This is a genomic window from Nocardia sp. NPDC050435, assembly GCF_040655395.1.
GTDB lineage: Bacteria > Actinomycetota > Actinomycetes > Mycobacteriales > Mycobacteriaceae > Nocardia.
On record NZ_JBFAJW010000004.1, the window covers coordinates 474256 to 494315 of the forward strand.

Below are 20060 nucleotides of genomic sequence, written 5' to 3' on the forward strand. Positions count from 1 at the left end.
CCGCTCAGCGGCGGGGCGCTACTTGGCCACCGTCAGCAGGAACGCGACGTCCTCGTTGGCCTTCACACTGTGCCGGGCCTTGGGGACGGCCAGCAGATCACCGGCGGAACCCTTCCACTCGTTGCTCCCACTGATCAGGGTCAGCGTGCCGCTGAGCACCAGCAGCGTCGCATCACCCGCGTTGTCGTGCTCGGCCAGGCTCTGGCCCGCCGTCAGGCCGACCACGGTCTGTCGCAGCGAGGCGGCGTGACCACCGAAGATGGTTTGCGAACTGCGACCGCTGGTGGCGGTGGCGGCCAACTTCAGTTGTTGGCGGGCGACCGCAGTCAGCGATTTCTTATCCATGGAGACTGCCTTTCGCATCACATCACTGGTGCCAGGGCTGGTGTCACCAGTTCAGGGCGGCGCGCGCACGGCCGGGTCCGGCCGTCGCGTATGTCAGGAGTATGCCCGACCGGTGTGGGGTGCGGGCCGGGTTTGCCCGGGCCGGTCGTCAGCGGGTGTAGTGCAGGGTCCGGAAGCGCAGACCGCTCGCGGATTCCCGCCACGGTTGCGGTTCGGCCCGCCACCCCGGGCCGATCTCCGGTGCGTAGGCGTCGCCCCGCACCTCGGTGTCGACCTCGGTGACCAGCAGGTCGGTCGCGAATTCCATGCTGTCGCGGTAGATTTCGCCGCCGCCCATCACCCAGACGTCGCCGTCGGCCGCGGCCAGCGCCGCGGCGACGGACCCGGCTCGCTCCGCGCCCTCGGCCGACCAGTCGGCCTGCCGCGTCACGACGATATTGCGGCGGCCTTCCAGCGGACGGAATTTGCCGGGCAGCGAATCCCAGGTGCGCCGGCCCATGATCACCGGATGGCCCCAGGTGACGGACTTGAAGTTGGCCATGTCCTCGGGCACCCGCCACGGGATGGTGTTCTCGGAACCGATGACGCCCTCGGGGGTCTGCGCCCAGATCAGGCCGATCTTGCGCGAGCTCACACCGCCACCGGCGCCTTGATCGCCGGATGATGCTGGTAATCCACGACTTCCACGTCTTCGTAGCGGTAGTCGAACAGCGACGGGGCCTGCCGCAACCGCAACGCGGGGAACGGGTAGGGCGGCCGGGTCAGCTGCTCGGTGACCTGCTCGACGTGGTTGTCGTAGATGTGGCAGTCGCCGCCGGTCCAGATGAAATCGCCGGGCGCCAGGCCGGTCTGCTGGGCCACCATGTGGGTCAGCAGCGCGTAGCTGGCGATATTGAACGGCACGCCGAGGAACAGGTCCGCGCTGCGCTGATACAGCTGGCAGGACAGTTTTCCGTCGGCCACGTAGAACTGGAAGAACGCGTGGCACGGTGCCAGCGCCATCCGATCCAGTTCGGCCACGTTCCACGCCGAGACGATCATGCGCCGCGAATCCGGGTCGGCGCGCAGCGTTTCCAGCACCTGGGTGATCTGATCGATGTGGCCGCCGTCGGGCGTCGGCCAGGAGCGCCACTGCACGCCGTAGACCGGGCCGAGTTCGCCGTCCGCGTCGGCCCACTCGTCCCAGATCGAGACGCCGTGCTCGCGCAGCCAGCCGACGTTGGAATCGCCGCGCAGGAACCACAGCAGCTCGTACACGATCGACTTCAGGTGCACCCGTTTCGTGGTGACCAGCGGGAACCCCTGCGACAGGTCGTAGCGCAACTGGTGCCCGAAGACACTGCGGGTGCCGGTCCCGGTGCGGTCGGCTTTCGCGGTGCCGGACTCCAGCACCAGCCGGAGCAGGTCCTCGTACTGCGTATCGGTGGTCGCCACGGGTCCCGAGCTTAGTGGTGCGGTCGCATGGAAAGCTCTCCGCACATGCGCAAGCTCTATGTGATCGGCATCGGTGCGGGTGACCCGGACCAGGTGACGGTGCAGGCCGTCAAGGCCATGCGCCAGGTCGAGGTGTTCTTCGTCATCGGCAAGGGCGAGGCGAAACAGGAGCTGCTCGACGTGCGCACCGCGATCCTGACCGAGCACATGGACCGGCCGTACCGGATCGTGGAGATCCCGGATCCGCCGCGGGACCGCGCGCCCGCCGACTACCAGGGCGTCGTCGAGGACTGGCACGACCGCCGGTCCGCGCTGCTGGCCGCGGCGTTCGAGGAGGTGGCCGGGGTGGGCGGCATCCTGGTCTGGGGTGATCCGTCGCTCTACGACAGCACGCTGCGGATGCTGGAGCGGGTGCTCGCGCGCGGCGCGGATTTCGATTACGAGGTGATCCCGGGGGTGACCAGCGTGCAGGCCCTGGCGGCCCGGCATCGGATGGTGCTGCACCGCATCGGCGAGCCGGTGCACATCACCACCGGCCGCCGGCTGCGCGAGGAAGGGCTGGGCAGTTCCGCGGTGGTGATGCTGGACGGCGACTGCTCGTTCACCGAGGTCCCCGGCACCGATATCCACATCTGGTGGGCGGCCTACCTGGGTATGCCCGACGAGGTGCTGATCGAGGGCCCGCTGCGCGAGGTCGAGCAGCGGATCGTGGCGGTCCGCGCCCGGCTGCGCGCGGACAAAGGCTGGATCATGGACGTCTATCACCTGCGGCGCGACTGAGCGCGTTTGTCGGTACCCCCGGGTAGCCTGAACACCGTGCCCGAACTGCCGGAAGTAGAGGCGTTGGCGCAGTTCCTGCGGGAGCATGCGGTCGGCGCCGTGGTGGGGCGAGTCGATGTCGCGGCCTTGAGCGCGGTGAAGACGTTCGACCCGCCGGTGACAGCGCTGTCCGGCCGCGATGTGACGGGCGCCGGGCGCTGGGGCAAGTTCCTGGGGATGGATTGCGGCGGTCTGTGGCTGATCACGCATCTGTCCCGCGGCGGCTGGCTGCGCTGGGTGGACGAGCCGAGCCAGACCCCGCCGAAACCGGGCGGCAAGAGCCCGCTGGCCCTGCGCGTGCACTTCTTCGATCCCGAAGGCGGCACCCCGGCGTTCGATCTGACCGAGGCGGGCACCAAGAAGCGGCTCGCGGTCTACATCGTGACGGATCCGAAGCTGGTCCCCGGGATCGCGCGGCTCGGGCCGGACGCGCTCGAGGTCACCGAGGAGCAGTTCACCGAGATCCTGCGCGGCGCCTCGCAGCGCATCAAAACGGCCATCGTCGATCAGACGCTGCTGGCCGGCATCGGCAACGCCTATTCCGACGAGATCCTGCACACCGCGAAGATCTCGCCGTTCGCCAGTACCAAGACCATGCCCGCGCAGAAGCTGTCGGAACTGTACGGCGCGATGCGCGAGGTCCTGCTCGACGCGGTGCAGCGCTCGGTCGGCCAGGACGCCGCGCGGCTCAAGGGCGAGAAGCGTTCCGGCATGCGGGTGCACGCCCGCACCGGCCTGCCGTGCCCGGTCTGCGGCGACACCGTCCGCGAGGTGTCCTACGCGGAGCGCTCCTTCCAGTACTGCCCCACCTGCCAGACCGGCGGCAAGATCCTCGCCGATCGCCGGATGTCGCGGCTGCTCAAGTAGCCCTCAGCTCAGCGTCGAGACGCGCACGCCCTGCCAGGCCAGGCGTTTGGCCTGTTCCGGATCGTGTTCCAGGCGGGTCGGGTCGTCGATGATCAGCGTGGTCCGCCGCTCCTCGGTGTAGGCGGGCCAGGACGGCAGCGGTGCGCCGGTGCGGGCGAAGGCCAGCCAGTTGTCCTGGAATTGGCGGGTGACAGCCTGCAGGCCGTGCCGCCCGCCCGCCGCCGTGAGCGCCCGCCCGATCGGCCCGTCGGTGGCGCCGAAGACCGGGATCAGGTCGGTGGCGTGAGTGGCGCCCACACCCGCGAGTTGCAGTGCGCGCGGGGCGAAATCGTAGCGATAGGCGTAGGTGGGCGCGTGCTTGCTGTGGCTCTCCATGACGGTGACCGAGGGCCGCCAGAAGACGTAGTCGCCGCCCATGCGCACCGCCGTCCGGGCGCGCGGATACCCGGGATAGGCGGCGATCACGCGCGCTTCGGCGCCCTCGCCGGCCCCGCCGAACACGGTGTGCAGGCGGTCGGGATTGGTGGGCAGGCCGTCGGCGAACTTGTCGAACAGGGTGCCCTCGTCGCGGCAGGTACCGATGATGAGCGGTAGTCGGTGCGCGGCGCCGTCGGTGAACGCGTCGATCGGGGACTGCGGGAGGTAGTCGCCGTCGACCACCGGGCAGGCCGGGAACAGGCCCGGCCGCTCCCGCAGCACCTGGCCGATGACGCGCGCGCCCGCCTTGCGAATGTCGTTGGCGGGCGCATCCGTCAGGGCCCGCGCCGCGTCGCCGGGCTGCGCGCCGAGCGCCTCGACGCAGCGCCGTGCGAAGACCCGCGCGTCCTCGGCGGTCATGGCCCAGTCGGCGGGCGGGCTCTGCGCGATACCGCGGTGGAACAGGCCCGCGGCGGCCGGCGTGGCGAACAGCGCGAGCACCGCGTGCGCGCCCGCCGATTCGCCGAAGACGGTGACATTGCCCGGATCGCCGCCGAATGCGGCGATGTTGCGCTGCACCCATTCCAAGGCGGCGACCTGATCGCGCAGACCCAGGTTGCTGTCGAAAGGCCGCTCGGGGGTGGAGTATTCGCTGAAATCGATGTAACCGAACGCGCCCAGCCGGTAGTTGATCGACACCACGATCGCGTCGCCGCGCAGCGCCAGGCGGGCGCCGGAGTACAGCCCGAGCGCGGAGGTGCCCATCAGATAGCCGCCGCCGTGGATGAAGACCAGCACCGGGCGCGGCGTGGCCGAGGGCGTCACGGGCGCGGTGACATTCAGCGTCAGGGAGTCTTCGCTTGTCGGCTGGTATTGGCGGGGGCCGATGCGAGCTCCGGCGCGGTGCTGCATGGCGGCGAACCCGAATTCGGTCGCGTCGCGGGCACCGGTCCAGGGCCGCACCGGCTGCGGGGCGCGGAAACGCCACTCGCCCAGGGGCGCCGCGGCGTAGGGCAGGGCCCGCCAGCGCAGTACGCGGCGGCCGCGCCGCCCGCGCACGATGCCGTCAGCGGTCTCGATGTCGGTTGTTGCCACCATCAATCGATGGTATCGGGCGACCCCGCACCGGCCCAGACAGAATTGGTCGGATCGTGACGCAGTGTGTCATTCGGCCGCGTCGATATCGCTGGCCGTGAGCGCCGCGGCGAACAGCTGGGCGTGATCGGGCCGGCCGGGGTCGTAGCCGGTGAGGACGGCGATCCGGTTCAGCCGGTAGTTCAGCGTATTCCGGTGCACCACCAGGTCATCGGCGGCTTCCTGCCGGTTGTAGCCGTGCCGGATCAGGGCGCGCAGGGTGGCCAGCAGGTGTTCGTGCTCGGCCAGCGGCGTCAGCAGCGACAGCAGCCAGGCGCGGGCCGGGCCGGGGCGCGCCAGCTGGTATTGCAGGGCCAGATCGGCCATCCGGTAGACGCCGGTGGGCCGGTGCAGGCGATCGGCCAGCCGGACGATCTCGCCCGCCTCCTCGGCCGCCGCGCAGACCTGCGCGGGCCCCGCGGCGACGGCGTGCCCGGCCACCGTGCGCAGGCCGGTGCCGGTGGCCATCCGGGTGACGAAAGTGTCCAGCTTGCCGGTGGATTCGGTATCACCGGCCGGAATCAGGATCACGCCGCCGGTGCGCTCCATCATGCTCAGCGCGCGCGGCGAGAGCGCTTCGATCTCGGCGTGCGCCAGGCGCAGTACCGGTCGTCCGCTCGCGGCGGGCCGGCCCTGCGATTCGGCCAGGCGGAACACCAGCACCTGGAAACTGCCGTCGAGGGAGATGCCGAACCGCTCGGCCAGCAGATCGGCGGGCTTGCCGTGCACCAGGGCCTGGGCGACCGCGCGCTCGGCTTCGCGCTGTTCCCAGTGCAGGTCTTGGCGTTCGCGCAGATAGGCCGCCGCGACGCCGGGCGTCACCGCGCCCAGATAGCCCAGCACATAGGGCACCAGGGCCAGCAGCTGCTCGCGCTGCTCCGGCGTATTCGCCAGGGCGGCAACCGAATTCCAGGCTGCGGCCGCACCGGTGTGATACACCGAGAGCATCGCGTCCAGCGGCACGCCCGCCCGTGCCCGGTGCACCGCGATCTCGATCAGATCGCTGACATCCGCCGCGCGCGGCAACCGGCCTTCGACCACCGAGTCCAGGAACAGCCGCAGATTGGCGTCGGCGGCCAGCGGCAATTCGATGCCGAGTTGTTCGGGCGGCAGCGCCTGATAGTCGGGTGCGTCCTGGAAGACCCCGGTCAGCGTTTCCCGGACGAGCGCGGGCAGCAGCGTCCGCAGGAAATCGATGAACTCGGCGTCGATGCCGGACTGCGGTGGCGAGGTCATCCGACATTGTTCGCACACACAAACAATGCCGCGCAATAGTTGGCAACGGATCGATTCCTTCGTGCATGCGGACAAACCCGAATCCCGTCGAATGCACAAATTGGCGGTCCGAATCCTTGGCGTGCGCACGGTGACCTGCGCGGGGTGCGTCTGGGACGGTGTAGCGATCCAATGCCCGTCCCAGAAAAGAGAATTCGATGAGTGCACGCCGAGGGCGTCGTAGCCTCCGAATCGCCGCCGCCGCGACCGCCTTGGGACTACTGGTCTCGATATCGGCTCAGCTGACGGCCGCCGCCGACCCGGCCGACCTCCGGATCGAACCGGTGGGCGCCGACCGCCGGTGTCGTGGCCGCTGCCGCGCCGGGGCAGGTGCTGCGGGTGCGCGCCATCGCGCCCGCGTTCTTCGGGCTCGCGCACCTGAATGTCGATGCCTGGCAGCTGCTTTACCGCACCACCAACAGTTTCGGCGAGGCCATCGCCACCGTGACGACCGTGCTCAAGCCGCGCGGCGCCCGGCCCGAGGGCGGGCGCAAGCTGCTGTCCTATCAGATCGCGGAGGACAGTGCCGCGCAGTATTGCGCGCCGTCGTATGTCATCCAGGCGGGCTCCATTCCCGCCGATTACGTGAACGCGGCAGAGGTGCTGATTCCGATCGCGGCGGGCATCGGTCAGGGCTGGACCGTCGTGCTGCCCGACTACGAGGGGCCGAATTCGGCGTACGGCGTCTCCCGGATCACCGCGCAGGCCACCCTCGACGGCATTCGCGCGGTGCAGAGTTTCGAGCCGGCGCAGCTCTCGGGGGCGGCGACACCGACCGCGCTGTGGGGCTATTCGGGCGGCACCGTGCCGAGTTCGTTCGCCGCCGAGATCGCCGGGGAGTACGCGCCGGAACTGAATATCGTCGGCGTCGCGGCGGGCGGTGTCGCGGCGGCGGATTGGGCGGGTGCCCTGCGGCACAACAATCGCGGGCTCTATACCGGACTGCTCACCGGCGTCATCGCCGGGCTGATGAACGAATATCCGGAGGTGCGCCGGGTCGTGCGCGAAGAGGTGGATCCGCTCGGGCAGTTCCTGATCGGCACGAAATTCGTGCTCTGCCACCCGATGGGCACCGCGCTGGTGCCCTTCTACGACATCTTCGCGGCATTCCGGGGCGGTGATCCGCTGAGTCATCCGGTGGTGCAGCGGGTCATCGCGGAGAACTCGCTGGGCCAGCGCACCCCGTCGGTCCCGGTGTACATCTATCACGCGCAGAACGACGAGATCTTGCCCGGCGCGGGCGTCGACCGCCTGGTCGGCAAGTATTGCGCCGAGAACGCGCCGAGCGTCACCTATGTGCGGGAACTGCTGGCCGAGCACATCTCCGGCGTGCTGACCCACCTTCCCGGAGCCTTCTACTGGCTCCGCGATCGCCTCGACGGTATGCCCGCCCAGCCCGGATGCGCGATCACCAGCCCGGCGACGGTCGTCACCGATCCCGAATTCGCGCAGGGGCTCACCGAACTCGTGCCGACCGCTGTGCAGGCGATCGTCGGACAGGCGATCGGCGCGAATCGGTAGGGTGCTCGATATCTCAGTCGGTTGGCGGATACGCCCTGTGACCTGCCGGGCGGCATGTGGGGCAGCCCGCGGCATAGATGTCGGCGCGCACGCGGCCGCAGTCCGGGCAGACTTCGCCGAGCAGGCAGGCGGGGTCGCCGTACGCCTCGGTGCGGTCGGCGTCGGATCGATCGTGTGCGGAGCTGCCGGGGGTCATTGACTCGGATCGTCGTCGGCGGGGCCTTCGGGGGTGGCGCCGCCTTCGTCGGACCAATCGGCGCGGTCCCCGGCGCCCTTTGCGGGATCGCTCTGGACGTCGTCCTCGGCGGTGTCGGGGCCCTTGCCGGTGTCGGTGGTCTTCGGGTCTGTGGTCATGTCGGCGAACTACCCCGATGCTCGTTCGGGAAACTCTCCGCTACTGGAGGTAGCCCTCGACCTGCCCGGCCGGGTTGACCTGCGCGTCGTCCGGGGAACCGCCGGCGTCGATGCGCGCGCGGCGCTGGCGCAGCAGGTCCCAGCACTGGTCGAGCAGCACCTCGAGCTCGCCCAGCTGCTTGCGCTCGGCGACCGGGTCGACCTCGTGCGCCTCCGCCTTCGCGCGCAGCTCGTGCTCCGCGTCCACCAGTTGCTTGATGCGAGCCAGGATGTCCTGTTCGGTCATGCCGACCATGCTATGCCTGCCGCCACCCGTGGGCCTTGGATCGCCCGCCGACCCGGTCTGTCGCCCTGGCCAGGATCACGGCAGCAGTCGATGCGCCCCGCCGGTGCTGCCGCTCGGCTGATGAAGCCGGTGCTGTCGCGCCTGACGCCGGGCGGGTCGCCACGCGCACGAGGGTCGGCCGACTGATCCGCAGTGGTGGTGCTGCGACAGTCGGTTCGAGTGTCGGCAAACCGGTCCGCGTTCGCTCGTGTGGGGTGGTGCAGCGGCCCGTGAGGTCGGGTGGTGATGCCACGTGCTCGATGGTGATGTCGCGCGAGTGGAGGTGTTGCCGCGCGGGTGTGGTGATGCCCGAGGGGGCGGGTCACGCGCTCGGTGGCGATGTCACGAGGGTGGGTGGCGATTTCACGCGGGCGGTGGCGAGGAGTGTGGTGTCGGGGCGAGGACTCCGGCGAGGCAATCGGCGGCGATCGGGGCGGCGGTGCGGAGGGCGGCGTGGGGGAGGGCGGCGTAGCCGAGGGCGATGCCGTAGGTGTGGCGGCCCAGGGGTGGGGGGAGGGGAGTCGGGTTGGGGGAGTGGGGTATTCGGGGGTGCGGGTCGGGCTGGGCGGCGAGGTGGTAGCGGGACAAGCCGTCGAGGGCGACGCCGTGGGCGCGGCCCGCGGCGACGGCCGCGTCTTCGGTGGCGGCCGAGGGGAGGGGGACCACGACGTGGGAGCCGGCGTCGTCGCCGAGGATTTCCAGACCCCGGTCGCGCAGCGCGCCGACCAGGAGTTCCCGCCGCGGCGGGAGGGTGCGGCGCAGGCGGCGCAGATGCCGGGCGAGGTCGCCGTGCCGGGCCAGGGCGGTGAAGACGTGCTGCCCGGCGGGGCTCGGGCCCGAGCCGGTGCGTTCCCGGTAGGCGAGAACGGCGGCGGTGACGCCGGGGTCGGCGACGAGCCAGCCGACGCCGAGCGAAGGGGACAGGATCTTGCTGGTGGTGCCCAGATGGATGACCACGTCCGGCGCCATCGCGGCCAGCAGCGGCAAAGGCGCGGTGTCGTAGCGCAATTCGCCGTCGTAGTCGTCTTCGAGAATGGAAATGCCGGTGCGGCGCGCGAATTCGACCAGCTCGACGCGGCGACCGGCGGGCATCCGCGCCCCGAGCGGAAACTGGTGCGCCGGAGTGCAGTACACCGCGCGCACATGATCCGGGATCAGATCCACGCGCAGTCCGTCGGCGTCGCAGGGCACCGGGTGCACCCGGACCCCCGCCGCGAGAAAGGCGCCCATCGCCCGCTGATATCCGGGGTCCTCCATCGCGACGGTGTCACCGGGGCGCAGCACCGCGTTGGCGAATTCGCCGACGGCCGAGCTGGTTCCGGCGGTGGCGAGCACGGCCGCCGTGGTGGCGGGATGCAGGCCGCGTTGCCGGAGCAGGTGTTCGGCGACGGCGGCGCGGAATCCGGGTTCGCCCGCGCGGTCCTTGCGGGCCACCGCCGAGTCGTCCGCGGCCGCCCGCCAGGCGCGCCGCCACGCCGCCGGGTCGAGGGCTTCGACGCACGGCGCGCCGGGGAACAGGTCCAGCAGGTCGCCGCCCTCGGGCGCTCGGGAAGCGGCCGTCGGCCGGACGGGCGTTGCCGCGGGCGCGGTGGTCAGGTACGTGCCGGACCCGGTCTTCCCGGTCAGCCAGCCCTCGGCGTGCAACTGGTCGTAGGCGGCGGCGATCACGGTGCGGCTCACGCCCAGCTGCCGGGCCAGCGCCCGCGAGGAGGGCAGCCGGTCCGCGGCGCGCAGCACGCCGCTGGTCGCCGCCGCTCGCAACGCGTCGGCGACCTGGACCGATAGCGGATCCGCCGCCGTCCGGTCGAGCGCCACCGGGAACTCGTCCAGCACCCGCACCTCCTAATTGGACTGCCGAAAACGCCTCGAATTGGCTATTCAACAATGCCAATTTTCCAGGCAAGCTTGCCACATGACCACGACAGCCGACACCCGGACACCGCTCTCGCCGACCCCGCGCACCGCCCTGACCCGCATGAAGGAGCGTGGCCGCGCCGATCGGGCCGAGCTCGACGCGGTCCTGGACGCGGGCCTGGTCTGCCACGTCGGAGTGGTACTCGGCGGCACCCCGGTCGTGCTGCCCACCGTCTACGGCCGCGACGGCGACACCGTCTATCTGCACGGCTCGACCGGCGCGGGCAATATGCGCGCCGCGCTGCTGGGCGAAATCTCGCTGGCCGTCACGCACGTCGACGGCCTCGTCTACGCGCGCTCGGCCATGCACTTCTCGATGAACTACCGCTCGGCCGTGGTGCGCGGCCGGGCGGTCGAGGTCACCGATCCCGGGGAACGGCTGCGGGCCCTGCGGGTCGTCGTCGAACACGCCGCCCCCGGCGCCTGGGACCGCGTTCGCCCGCCCACGAAGAAAGAGATGGCCGCCACCATGGTGCTGGCGCTCGATCTCACCGAGGCCTCGGTGAAGGTGCGCGCCGGCGGCCCCGGTGACGACGCCGCCGACATCGAGAACGGCGGCGTCTGGGCGGGAGTGCTGCCGCTGCAACAGGTCTGGGGCACGCCGATCTCCTCGCCGGACCTGGAGCCGGGCGTCGCCGTCCCGGCGGACGTGCTGGATCGCGTGCCCGATTCCGCCGTCCGGGAGTGAGTCAGGTGGTGATCGGCGTGTTCTGTGCGGCCGCCAGCCACCACTCGCCGTCCCGCTCGATCAGGACGTACATCGCCATCTCGGAGAAGCCGCCGGGCTCCAGTGCCTGCCTGCGGATTTGAGCGATGACGACATTGGGCGCGGGTGAGCGTGCCGCGACCACCTCGAACCGGGACGGCGGGGCGACACCGGCCGCCATCAGCCGGTGGTGGATGGCGTTCAGTTCGGTGAAGCCGGTGACGGTGGCGCCCTTGGGGCTGCCCCACAGGATGTCGTCGGCGAACCAGCTGTCGTAGGCGTCGGCGTCGCCCGCGACGACGCCCCGCTGGAGTTGCCCGGCCAGCGCCGTCGCCTCGAGGTCGGCGCGGGAGCGACGCGCCGGGTCGTGCAGTGTGGGTCGAGTGGTCATGCCGCCCACGGTAGAAGCTGAACTATTGTTTAGGTCAAGCTCCAGGTTGCCAGGATTCGATCGGGATGGGCAGCTTGCCCGCCCGGCGGCCGACGAGTTCGACCAGGGCGGTTGACGATTCGAAGACGGGATCCAAGCCCACCAGGGCGAGGGTGTAATTCGCGCCGATCCGGCACAGATATCCCGACAGCCTGGTGCGCGGCAGCTCCCGCAAACCGGGGTGGATCGCCCGGGCCGCGACACCGGTGCACCGGTGCGAGCCGAGCGTCAGCAGCGTGTCCGGGAGCGATCCGATATTGGAGCACAGGATGTCTCGCTCGCCGGCGCCCCGGGCCAAAGCATGCGCCCAGCGATCGGGAATCACCTGCAAGATCTCCTCCGGCATCCCGCCGGGGCTGGTCATCCGGTATTCGTAAGCCACGCGGGCCTTCTCGCGAATGGTCGCGGGATCGTCGGCCCGGGTGACGCCGATCGAGGTCACCGCGAGATCGTTGTCGGTGCGCGGCTCGGACCGGGTGTCCACGGGCAGGCTCGCCTCGATCCGCTCGCGTGGAAAGCCGCTGTCCCACAGCAGATTCGCGATCAGCCAGACGAACAGGCTGTTCGCAGTGCCGCCCTGCTCGGCGGCGAGACGATCCCAGTCCTCGGCCGGAAATTGCAGGATCGCGGTGCGCGGCGGACGGTCGGACAGCTCCCTGCCCTCGGTCTCGGTGGTGACGGCCCGGCGCGGAATGCCACGACGCAGAGCGCGGGCTGTGCCGCGCAGCACTGTCCACCACTGGCGGCGCGCATCGATCCAATCCGAGTCGCCGCCGAATGTCGCGGGTATCGACGGACCATCCGCAGCGCCGGATAGGTGGTCCATCGAACCGGAAAGCTCTGCGGCGGAGATATTTTCGACCGCGTCCGTACCGTCGGCCCCGCTGCGCATACCGGCGGCGGTGGGATCTTCGCGAGCGGCCGCCACCCGTGCGAGGGCGGCGTCGACCGCGTGCACCAGGCCGCGTCCGTCGGCCAAGGCATGTGAACACGTCAGCGACACCAGCGTGCCGCCGTCTACCACCGGCACCGCGGCCAATCGCCAGCCGGGCCCGAACTCGGGATCCAGGCCCGCGCCCTGCGCGTCGGCCCAATCGAGCAGCGCCGCACCCGGAATCGGCGTGGCGGGGTAGTCCACCGGGTAGGCGCGGACCGTGGGCCGCCAGGCCCGCCGAGCGCCCGGGACCCGGGCTCGGAGCACCCTGCGCCCGAGCCGCCCGGTCCGCAGCGCCGCGTGCAACTGGTCCAGCAGCACCGGGTCCACCCGGTCGGCCGTCCGCCACACCCCTTGCAGCGCAATGGGAGTCCCGAGTCCGCGGTGGGTGCGGAGGAAGATCTCGTCGACGACGCTGAGGCGCTCCATCAGGTGGCGGAGGCTCCGCCCCGTCCGGCGCCCGCCGCGAAGCGCGCGGCGCCGTCCAGCGCCCCGTCCATGAGCGCCTTCAGTCCGTGCTGGAATTCGTTGCGCAACGCGGCCGGCTCGTCGAGACCGTCCTGTTCGAGCATCGACATGCGGTCCGAGCGCAGGCAGGTCTGGGGGAGCAGGGCGAGTTCGGCGGCGAGCTGCTCGGCCGCCCGCCGGGCCTCGCCCGCGGGCACCACCCGGCTCACCAAACCCATCTCCAGCGCCTCCGGCGCGCTCACGGCGCGACCGGTGAGCACCAGGTCCATGGCGCGACCGTGGCCGATGATCCGGGGCAGGCGCACGGTGCCGCCGTCGATCAGCGGCACACCCCAGCGGCGGCAGAACACGCCAAAAGTGCTGTCCTGCTCGGCGACTCGCAGATCGCACCACAGCGCGAGCTCCAAGCCGCCCGCGACCGCGTACCCGGAGACGGCGGCGATCACCGGCTTGGACAGCTGCATCCGGGTCGGCCCCATCGGGCCGTCGCCGTCCTCGGCGGCGCGGTTGGAGTTCTCGGTGCCCAGGGCCTTGAGGTCGGCGCCCGCGCAGAAGGTGCCGCCCTCGCCCCACAGCACCGCGACCGCGGCCTCCGGATCGGCGTCGAAGGCGCGAAACGCCTCGGCCAGCGCCGCGGCGGTCGGCCCGTCGACCGCGTTCCGGGCCGCAGGGCGGCTGAGGATCACCGTGGTGACCGGCCCGGCCTTTTCGACTCGCACACTCATTGCTGCACCTTTCGCTCCGTTGCCCCTCGACCCTACGACTCCGGCGGCCTTGTGTGAAGAAGTGAATCCGTGTTTCACTTCTTGCGTGGTGTACCGAAGAACCCCGGCCACGCAGGCCAGACTCGACGCGCAGGCCGCACTCATCGTGCAGGCCGCGACCCGGGTGCTGTCCCGCGACGGGTTCGCGGGGCTGTCCATGGCGGCGGTCGCGAACGAGGCCGGGGTGGCGACGGGCACCGTCTACAAGCACTACGAGGGCAAGACCGATCTGGTGACCGCGGTGTTCCGCCGGGTGGTCGCCCGCGAGGTCGAGGCGGTGCGCGCGGTGGCCCACGGCGGCACCGCGACCGAACGCGTGGCCGCCGCCGTGGAGACCTTCGCCGGTCGCGCTCTGAAGAACCCGAAGCTCGCCTATGTGCTGCTGGTCGAACCGGTCGACGCCGTGGTCGACATCGAGCGCCTGCGTTTCCGCCGTGCCTTCGCCGATGCCTTCGAATCCGCTGTGGCCGAAGGCGTCTCGCGCGGCGAGCTGCCGCCGCAGGAAGCCCGCACCAGCGCCGCCGCCCTGGTCGGCGCCATCGGTGAGGTGCTGGTCGGCCCGCTGGCCGACGCGCCGCACAGCGAATCCGTTGTCCCCGAACTCGTCTCGTTCGCCATGCGCGCCCTCGGCGCCACCCGGTAGGAGTCAGCCAGATGCCGACACACGAAGTCTTCAACCAGGTTCCCGACATCACCCCGTTCGATGTCGCGCGCAACCCGGCGCTGCTGGAGGGCCTGCACCGCGAGGGCGCGGGCTGGGCCGAGCCGGAGGTCCGCGAACTCGGCGTGCGCGCCGGATCGTTCGAGGTGCGGGAGTGGGGCCGCCTGGCCAACGAGTACCCGCCGGTGCTGCGCACCCACGACCGCTACGGGCATCGCGTCGACGAGGTCGAATTCCATCCGCACTGGCACGACCTGATGACCGTCGCCGTCGCGCACGGCCTGCACGGTTCCCCGTGGACCGACGACCGGTCCGGCGCGCACGTCGCGCGGGCGGCCAAGTTCTACACCTGGGGCGCGGCGGAGGCCGGGCACATGTGCCCGATCTCCATGACCTACGCCATTGTTCCGGCGCTGCGCCACAATCCGGAGCTCGCCGCCCGGTACGAGCCGCTACTCGCCTCGCGCAGCTACGATTTCGGCCTGCGCGAGCCCTCGACCAAGACCGGTCTGATCGCGGGCATGTCCATGACGGAGAAGCAGGGCGGCTCCGACGTGCGCGCCAACACCACCGCCGCGACGCCGCAGCCCGACGGCAGCTACCGGATCGTCGGTCACAAGTGGTTCACCTCGGCCCCGATGTCGGACATGTTCCTCACGCTCGCACAGGCTCCGGGTGGGCTGTCCTGCTTCCTGCTGCCGCGCGTACTGCCCGACGGCAGCCGCAATCCCATTCGTATCCAGCGCCTGAAGGACAAGCTGGGCAACAAGTCCAACGCGTCCTCGGAGATCGAGTACGAGAACGCCACCGGCTGGCTGGTCGGTGCGGAGGGCGCGGGCGTGAAGACCATCATCGAGATGGTGAACATGACCCGCCTGGACTGTGTGATCGGTTCGGCCACCGGCATGCGCACCGGCGCGGTGCAGGCGGTGCACCACGCCCGGCATCGAGAAGTCTTCGGCGCCAAGCTGATCGACCAGCCGGCCATGCGCAATGTGCTGGCCGATCTGGTGATCGAATCCGACGCCGCGACCACGGTGATGATGCGCCTGGCCGGGGCCACCGACCGGGCCGGCGCCGACCCGGCCGAGGCGGCGCTGCGCCGGATCGCGCTGGCGGTCACCAAATACTGGGTGTGCAAGCGCGCGCCGGCACACGCCGCCGAAGCGCTGGAATGCTTCGGCGGCAACGGTTACGCCGAGGAATCCGGAATGCCCCGGCTGTACCGCGAAGCCCCGCTCATGTCCATTTGGGAGGGCTCCGGCAATGTCGCCGCGCTGGACGCCCTGCGCGCCATGGGCCGGCAACCGGAATCGGTCGAGGCGTACTTCGCCGAGGTCGGCCTGGCCAAGGGCGGCAACCCGCACCTGGACGACGCGATCGGCCTGCTCGGCAAGGAACTGGCCGACCTGTCCGACATCGAGTTCCGGGCCCGCCGCGTGGTCGAACTGATGGCACTCGTCCTGCAGGGCGCCCAGCTCGTCCGGCACGGCCACGCCGCGGTCGCCGACGCCTTCTGCGCCTCCCGCCTGGGCGGCGACTGGGGCATCGCCTTCGGCACCCTGCCACCCGGCGTCGACACCGCCGCCATCCTCGAACGGGCGTACGTCGCCTAGCGCGGTGCCAGCCGGTGCACGACGATGCCGGACTTGAAGGTGGTCGTCGCCAGCAGTTCGAGATGCGCGACCGAAGCATGTCCCTCGAAGAGGCGCGTACCGGCGCCCGCGACGGTCGGGAAGATCCAGAAGTGGTACTCGTCCACGAGTTTCGCGTCGAGCAGCGCACTGGACAGTGCCCCGGTGCCGAACTTGAGGATGTCGCCGCCGTCGCCGGCCTTCACCGCGCGCACCGCCTCGACCAGATCTCCCTCCAGGACCGTCGCGTTCCAGGTGGTGGCGGCGGGTGCGAGTGTGCGGGAGGCGACGTACTTGGGCATGGAGTTGATCCGCGCGGCGTAGGGGTCCGTCGCGGGCCGGGTGGGCCACACCTCGGCGAACGAGGCGTAGGTCTCGCGGCCGAGCAGGAGCGCGTCGGCGGCGAAGAGCAGTGTCGCGGCGTAGTCGCTGTGTTCGCTGTCCCAGTACGGGCCGCCCCATTCGTGCGGGTCGCCGACGACGCCGTCGGTGGTGACGAAAGTGGATTCGACGAGCTTGCGCATGAGGTGCCTTTCGAGTCGGTAGTGCGGGCGGAAATCAGCATCTCCGCCTGAAATCACTGGTACAAGCGGTATTTCGGCTATGCAGCGGTTAGCGGGGCTCAACGCCGACGAATTTCGCGGGCCCGGCCCGTCTCTACCGGCGTACCAGCGAGGAACCGCGGCCTCGCCTCCTGTGGAACCGAGAAGAGACCGCCATGAAGAACGCCGTCCGTACCCTGTTCGCCGCCCTCGCCGCCGCCGCGCTGGTGGCCTGCGCGCAGCCCGATGCGCAATCGCCCGCTCCCGCCGCCGAAATCGGCCGGTACGCCGAGGTGAACGGCGCCCGGATCTACTACGAGGTGCACGGTGCGGCCACCGAGCAGCCGCCGCTGGTGCTGCTGCACGGCGCGCTGTCGGGCATCGGCACCGATTTCGGCGCCCTCATTCCGCAGCTGTCGAAGGATCGGCAGGTGATCGCGGTGGAACAGCAGGCGCACGGCCACTCGCCGGACGTGCCGGGCCGCGCGCTGCGCACCGAGACCATGACCGCCGACACCGTCGCCCTGCTCGACCGGCTCGGCGTGCGCCAGGCCGACGTGTTCGGCTACAGCATGGGCGCGGGTGTGGCCCTGGACATCGGCCTGCGGCATCCGGGCCTGGTGCGCAAGCTGGTCCTGCTCTCCGGTGGTCTCGGCCCGCACGCCATGCATCCGGGCACCCTGGACGGCATCACCCAGTTGCAGCCGGAGATGTTGCACGGCAGTGCCTTCCACTCTTACTACCTGGAGAACGCGCCGCGGCCCGAGGACTTCCCGGCGCTGGTCGCCAAGATCGTGGACATGGACAGCAATATCCCGACGGTGCCGGACGCGTCGGTCGCGGCCATGACCATTCCGGCCCTCACCGTCATCGGCGACTCCGACATCGTGACGCCCGAGCACGCGGTGCAGGTCTTCCGGCTGTTCGGCGGCGGGATCATGGGCGACACCCCGGCCGGCCTGCCGAATTCGGAACTGGCGATCATCCCGGGCGCCTCGCACGTCTCGGTGATGCATCGGCCCGAACTGCTCGCCCCGATGGTCACGGCGTTCCTGGCGCGCGCGCCGAAACCGAACGCCTGAACCGGAGTTGCGGGGGCAGCTACTGGTTCGTTACCTTCGGTGGGCCGAAGACGTGGCAGGCAGGGCGACCGGAGGACGACAGAGCTCGATGAGTGCGAACATCCATGAGATAGCCAGAGATTCTTCGCATTTCGGACAGGTTGTCGACCGTCCGGGCGCGCCGCGGTGAGCCGCCACGGGAAACGCCGCCGGTCCTCGTTCCCCGGCACCGACTCGGCTCCCGGCGAGCAGTGGGAGCGATCTTTCAGCTATCAGCCGGAGTCGCGCCACCGGGGCGCACACCGCATGCCGCCACCACCGCACGCGCTGCGCGGCCGGGCCGTCGCCCTCGCGATGGCCGCGGGCGCGGTCGTCTCCGCCGGGCACCTGTTCGCCCGCGAGACCGGCAAGCCCGCCGACCAAGCGCAGTACCAGGCCGTGGGCCAGGCCCGGGTCCTTGCGCCCACGGTCGAGCCCGAACTTCTCGACGAAACCGCCCCGCCGGACCTCGGCGCCTTCGCCGACGTCCTGCACAGCGGCGAGAAGTTCGCCGAAGACCTGCAGGCGCAGCACGATTCGGCGCTGCGGCCGCTGTTCACCAAGTTCGCGACCGGCGTCTTCACCTCCGGCTACGGCGCCCGCTGGGGCACCCTGCACCCCGGTGTCGACGTCGCGGCCCCGATCGGCACGCCGATCTACGCGGTGGAGGACGGCACCGTGATCAGCGCCGGGCCCGCCGAAGGCTTCGGGATGTGGGTGCGAGTCCTCGGCGACGACGGCACGGTCACCGTCTACGGGCACATCAACACCGCCCTGGTCGAGATCGGTCAGCACGTCCTGGCCGGCGACGAGATCGCCACCGTCGGCAACCGCGGCGAATCCACGGGCCCGCACTGCCATTTCGAGGTCTGGCTGCACGGCACCGACCGCATCGACCCGATCCCGTGGCTGGCCACCCGCGGCATCGGACTCGGCCCGGAGCGCGACTAGCCGCGGTGACCGAGCGCACTCGTGATCCGGCGCACGGTTTCACCGTCCGCGGCGCGGGGGCGGTCTACCGTCGGATCCATGGCCAGTACAACGACGTACACGCAGTTCATCGCCCGGCCGGTCGCGGCCGTCTGGGCTGTGGTGGGGGACCCGCATCGGTGGCCGGAGTGGAATCCGGGTGTCGTGTCGGTACGCTTGGACGGGCCGGTCGCGGCCGGAACCACGGGCGCCTACCTGCCGCGCGGGCGGGCCAACGAGGCCGTGCACGGGCGGTTCGCGAAGCCCTTCACCCTGATCGACGTCGTCGCGGGTGCGTCGGTGACGCTGGAACAACCGGAACCCCTGGGCACCATGCGGATCCGCTGGATCCTGACGTCCGTCGACGGCGGCACGCGCGTCAGCCAGGAACTGACCTTCGCCGGGCCGTCGGCCGCGATCACTCGCGCGGTGGTCGGCACCCTGCTCGAACACGATGCGCGAGTGTGCTTCGCGCGCCTGGCGCGGTTGGCGGGAATCACCGCGGCCGAAGGCGCGCTGACCACCGTAATCGCGGGCGGTACCGGAGCTTTGGGCAAGCAGATCGCCGCGGACCTCACCTGTCGTGGCTACCGCGCGGTCATCCTGACCAGGCGGCCCGACCCGGGCCTGCCCTTCGAACAGGTCGCATGGGACGGCCGCTCGGTCGGTGAATGGGTTGCCGCACTGCGCAACCCGGGACCCACCGCCCTGATCAACCTGGCGGGCAAGCTCGTCGACTGCCGCCCCACCGAACGCAATATCGCCCAATTGCGCAGCAGCCGAGTCGATTCGACCGCGGCCCTGGTCGCGGCCGCCGCCACGCTCGCCACCCCGATCGACTACTGGGTGCAGGCCAGCACCACCGCGATCTGGTCGGACGCGGGCGAAACCCGCTGCACGGAAACGACTCCGCTGCCCGCCGGCCTACCGCAGATGACCGGCGTAGCCGAACCGTGGGAGCGGGCGTTCGCGGGCGCGAACGCCGAGCACTGGACCGTGCTGCGCACCTCGATCGTGCTCGACCCGCAGGCCCCCGCCCTGAAACGCCTGGCCCAGCTCACCAGGGCCGGGCTGGGCGGCCGAGTCGGCAGCGGCGCACAGTGGTTCAGCTGGATCCATGTCGAGGATTGGCTCACCCTCGTCCGGGCCGCCATCGGTCTCGACCCGGAGCTCACGCTGCCCAACGGAATCCTGGTCGCCGCCAGCGATTTTCCGGTCCGCAACCGCGACCTGATGGCCACCCTGCGCCGGAAGCTGCATCGCCCACCAGCCCCGCCGACGCCCGCCGCCGTCCTCGCCCTCGGCGCGATCGTGCTGCGCTCGGACGCCGCGCTCGGGCTCACCGGACGGCACGCCACCTCGGCGGTCCTGCGTGAGCTGGGCTTCAGCTTCCGCTACCCGACGCTGGACGAAGCGCTCGACGACCTGTTGCCGCGCTGAACCGGCC

General features: G+C 70.8%; 21 protein-coding genes. 9 read left to right on the top strand and 12 right to left on the bottom strand.

Features of this window, described 5'->3' with window-relative positions; genetic code table 11:
* Positions 1-18 precede the first annotated feature (18 nt).
* The 3 genes from AB0I43_RS14540 to AB0I43_RS14550 form a co-directional block, all read right to left on the bottom strand.
* Positions 19-345 carry a cupin domain-containing protein gene (locus AB0I43_RS14540; RefSeq protein WP_356973237.1) on the bottom strand — a complete coding sequence of 109 codons (327 nt, stop codon included), beginning with the start codon at positions 343-345 and terminating at the stop codon, positions 19-21.
* Positions 346-493: 148 nt separating this feature from the next.
* Positions 494-979: a dihydrofolate reductase gene (locus tag AB0I43_RS14545; protein ID WP_356973239.1), complete on the bottom strand. Its 486-nt coding sequence runs from the start codon at positions 977-979 to the stop codon at positions 494-496.
* Complete coding sequence (locus AB0I43_RS14550; protein WP_356973240.1) at positions 976-1779, bottom strand: thymidylate synthase; 804 nt, start codon at positions 1777-1779, stop codon at positions 976-978. The genes AB0I43_RS14545 and AB0I43_RS14550 overlap by 4 nt, the downstream gene beginning before the upstream one ends.
* 45 nt (positions 1780-1824) lie before the next feature.
* Between AB0I43_RS14550 and cobF the strand changes: the two genes are divergently transcribed.
* Both cobF and AB0I43_RS14560 read left to right on the top strand, forming a co-directional pair.
* Positions 1825-2559, top strand: coding sequence for a precorrin-6A synthase (deacetylating) (cobF, locus tag AB0I43_RS14555; protein WP_357432285.1), 735 nt, complete (start codon positions 1825-1827; stop codon positions 2557-2559).
* Positions 2560-2595: 36 nt separating this feature from the next.
* Complete coding sequence (locus AB0I43_RS14560) at positions 2596-3465, top strand: DNA-formamidopyrimidine glycosylase family protein (protein ID WP_357432150.1); 870 nt, start codon at positions 2596-2598, stop codon at positions 3463-3465.
* Positions 3466-3468: 3 nt separating this feature from the next.
* Here the strand turns inward: AB0I43_RS14560 and AB0I43_RS14565 are convergent, their stop codons facing one another.
* Positions 3469-4980 (bottom strand): carboxylesterase/lipase family protein, encoded by a 1512-nt coding sequence (locus AB0I43_RS14565; protein ID WP_357432151.1) that lies wholly within the window; start codon positions 4978-4980, stop codon positions 3469-3471.
* Between the two features lie 66 nt (positions 4981-5046).
* The gene (locus tag AB0I43_RS14570; protein WP_357432153.1) at positions 5047-6252 is read right to left on the bottom strand and encodes a helix-turn-helix domain-containing protein; all 1206 of its coding nucleotides are present in this window, start codon (positions 6250-6252) and stop codon (positions 5047-5049) included.
* A gap of 345 nt (positions 6253-6597) precedes the next feature.
* Here AB0I43_RS14570 and AB0I43_RS14575 point away from each other — a divergent pair, with 345 nt between their 5' ends.
* Positions 6598-7812, top strand: a complete 1215-nt coding sequence (locus AB0I43_RS14575) for a lipase family protein (RefSeq protein ID WP_357432155.1) — start codon at positions 6598-6600, stop codon at positions 7810-7812.
* Between the two features lie 192 nt (positions 7813-8004).
* Here AB0I43_RS14575 and AB0I43_RS14580 read toward each other — a convergent pair whose 3' ends face one another.
* The 3 genes from AB0I43_RS14580 to AB0I43_RS14590 all read right to left on the bottom strand — a co-directional run bounded on the left by AB0I43_RS14580 (position 8005) and on the right by AB0I43_RS14590 (position 10324).
* Positions 8005-8166: a hypothetical protein gene (locus AB0I43_RS14580; RefSeq protein ID WP_357432157.1), complete on the bottom strand. Its 162-nt coding sequence runs from the start codon at positions 8164-8166 to the stop codon at positions 8005-8007.
* A 40-nt stretch (positions 8167-8206) separates the two neighbouring features.
* On the bottom strand, positions 8207-8452 hold the full coding sequence (locus AB0I43_RS14585; protein WP_356973249.1) for a DUF2630 family protein: 246 nt from the start codon (positions 8450-8452) through the stop codon (positions 8207-8209).
* 402 nt (positions 8453-8854) lie between these two features.
* Positions 8855-10324: a PLP-dependent aminotransferase family protein gene (locus AB0I43_RS14590; protein ID WP_357432158.1), complete on the bottom strand. Its 1470-nt coding sequence runs from the start codon at positions 10322-10324 to the stop codon at positions 8855-8857.
* Positions 10325-10403: 79 nt separating this feature from the next.
* On the opposite strand from AB0I43_RS14590, the gene AB0I43_RS14595 reads away from it, so the two are divergent.
* The gene (locus AB0I43_RS14595; protein WP_357432160.1) at positions 10404-11093 is read left to right on the top strand and encodes a pyridoxamine 5'-phosphate oxidase family protein; all 690 of its coding nucleotides are present in this window, start codon (positions 10404-10406) and stop codon (positions 11091-11093) included.
* A 1-nt stretch (position 11094) separates the two neighbouring features.
* On the opposite strand, the gene AB0I43_RS14600 is transcribed toward AB0I43_RS14595, so the two are convergent.
* Genes AB0I43_RS14600 through AB0I43_RS14610 form a run of 3 tightly spaced genes read right to left on the bottom strand, consistent with a single transcriptional unit; the run spans position 11095 to position 13668 of the window.
* Positions 11095-11502, bottom strand: a complete 408-nt coding sequence (locus tag AB0I43_RS14600; protein WP_356973254.1) for a nuclear transport factor 2 family protein — start codon at positions 11500-11502, stop codon at positions 11095-11097.
* Between the two features lie 34 nt (positions 11503-11536).
* Complete coding sequence (locus tag AB0I43_RS14605) at positions 11537-12904, bottom strand: hypothetical protein (protein WP_357432162.1); 1368 nt, start codon at positions 12902-12904, stop codon at positions 11537-11539.
* Positions 12904-13668 carry a crotonase/enoyl-CoA hydratase family protein gene (locus AB0I43_RS14610; protein ID WP_357432164.1) on the bottom strand — a complete coding sequence of 255 codons (765 nt, stop codon included), beginning with the start codon at positions 13666-13668 and terminating at the stop codon, positions 12904-12906. Before AB0I43_RS14610 ends, AB0I43_RS14605 begins: the two co-directional genes overlap by 1 nt.
* 85 nt (positions 13669-13753) lie before the next feature.
* On the opposite strand from AB0I43_RS14610, the gene AB0I43_RS14615 reads away from it, so the two are divergent.
* Together AB0I43_RS14615 and AB0I43_RS14620 are read left to right on the top strand one after the other, a co-directional pair.
* The gene (locus AB0I43_RS14615) at positions 13754-14350 is read left to right on the top strand and encodes a TetR/AcrR family transcriptional regulator (protein ID WP_356973257.1); all 597 of its coding nucleotides are present in this window, start codon (positions 13754-13756) and stop codon (positions 14348-14350) included.
* 11 nt (positions 14351-14361) lie between these two features.
* Positions 14362-15984: an acyl-CoA dehydrogenase family protein gene (locus AB0I43_RS14620; protein WP_357432166.1), complete on the top strand. Its 1623-nt coding sequence runs from the start codon at positions 14362-14364 to the stop codon at positions 15982-15984.
* Here the strand turns inward: AB0I43_RS14620 and AB0I43_RS14625 are convergent.
* Positions 15981-16526 carry a dihydrofolate reductase family protein gene (locus tag AB0I43_RS14625; RefSeq protein WP_356973259.1) on the bottom strand — a complete coding sequence of 182 codons (546 nt, stop codon included), beginning with the start codon at positions 16524-16526 and terminating at the stop codon, positions 15981-15983. The genes AB0I43_RS14620 and AB0I43_RS14625 overlap by 4 nt on opposite strands.
* Before the next feature lie 194 nt (positions 16527-16720).
* On the opposite strand from AB0I43_RS14625, the gene AB0I43_RS14630 reads away from it, so the two are divergent.
* From AB0I43_RS14630 to AB0I43_RS14640, 3 genes are all read left to right on the top strand, one after another.
* Complete coding sequence (locus AB0I43_RS14630) at positions 16721-17626, top strand: alpha/beta hydrolase (protein ID WP_356973260.1); 906 nt, start codon at positions 16721-16723, stop codon at positions 17624-17626.
* Positions 17627-17791: 165 nt separating this feature from the next.
* Positions 17792-18595 carry a M23 family metallopeptidase gene (locus AB0I43_RS14635; protein ID WP_356973261.1) on the top strand — a complete coding sequence of 268 codons (804 nt, stop codon included), beginning with the start codon at positions 17792-17794 and terminating at the stop codon, positions 18593-18595.
* A gap of 78 nt (positions 18596-18673) precedes the next feature.
* Entirely contained in the window at positions 18674-20053 is a 1380-nt protein-coding gene (locus AB0I43_RS14640; RefSeq protein ID WP_356973262.1) for a DUF1731 domain-containing protein, read from the top strand.
* The last annotated feature ends 7 nt before the right edge of the window (positions 20054-20060 follow it).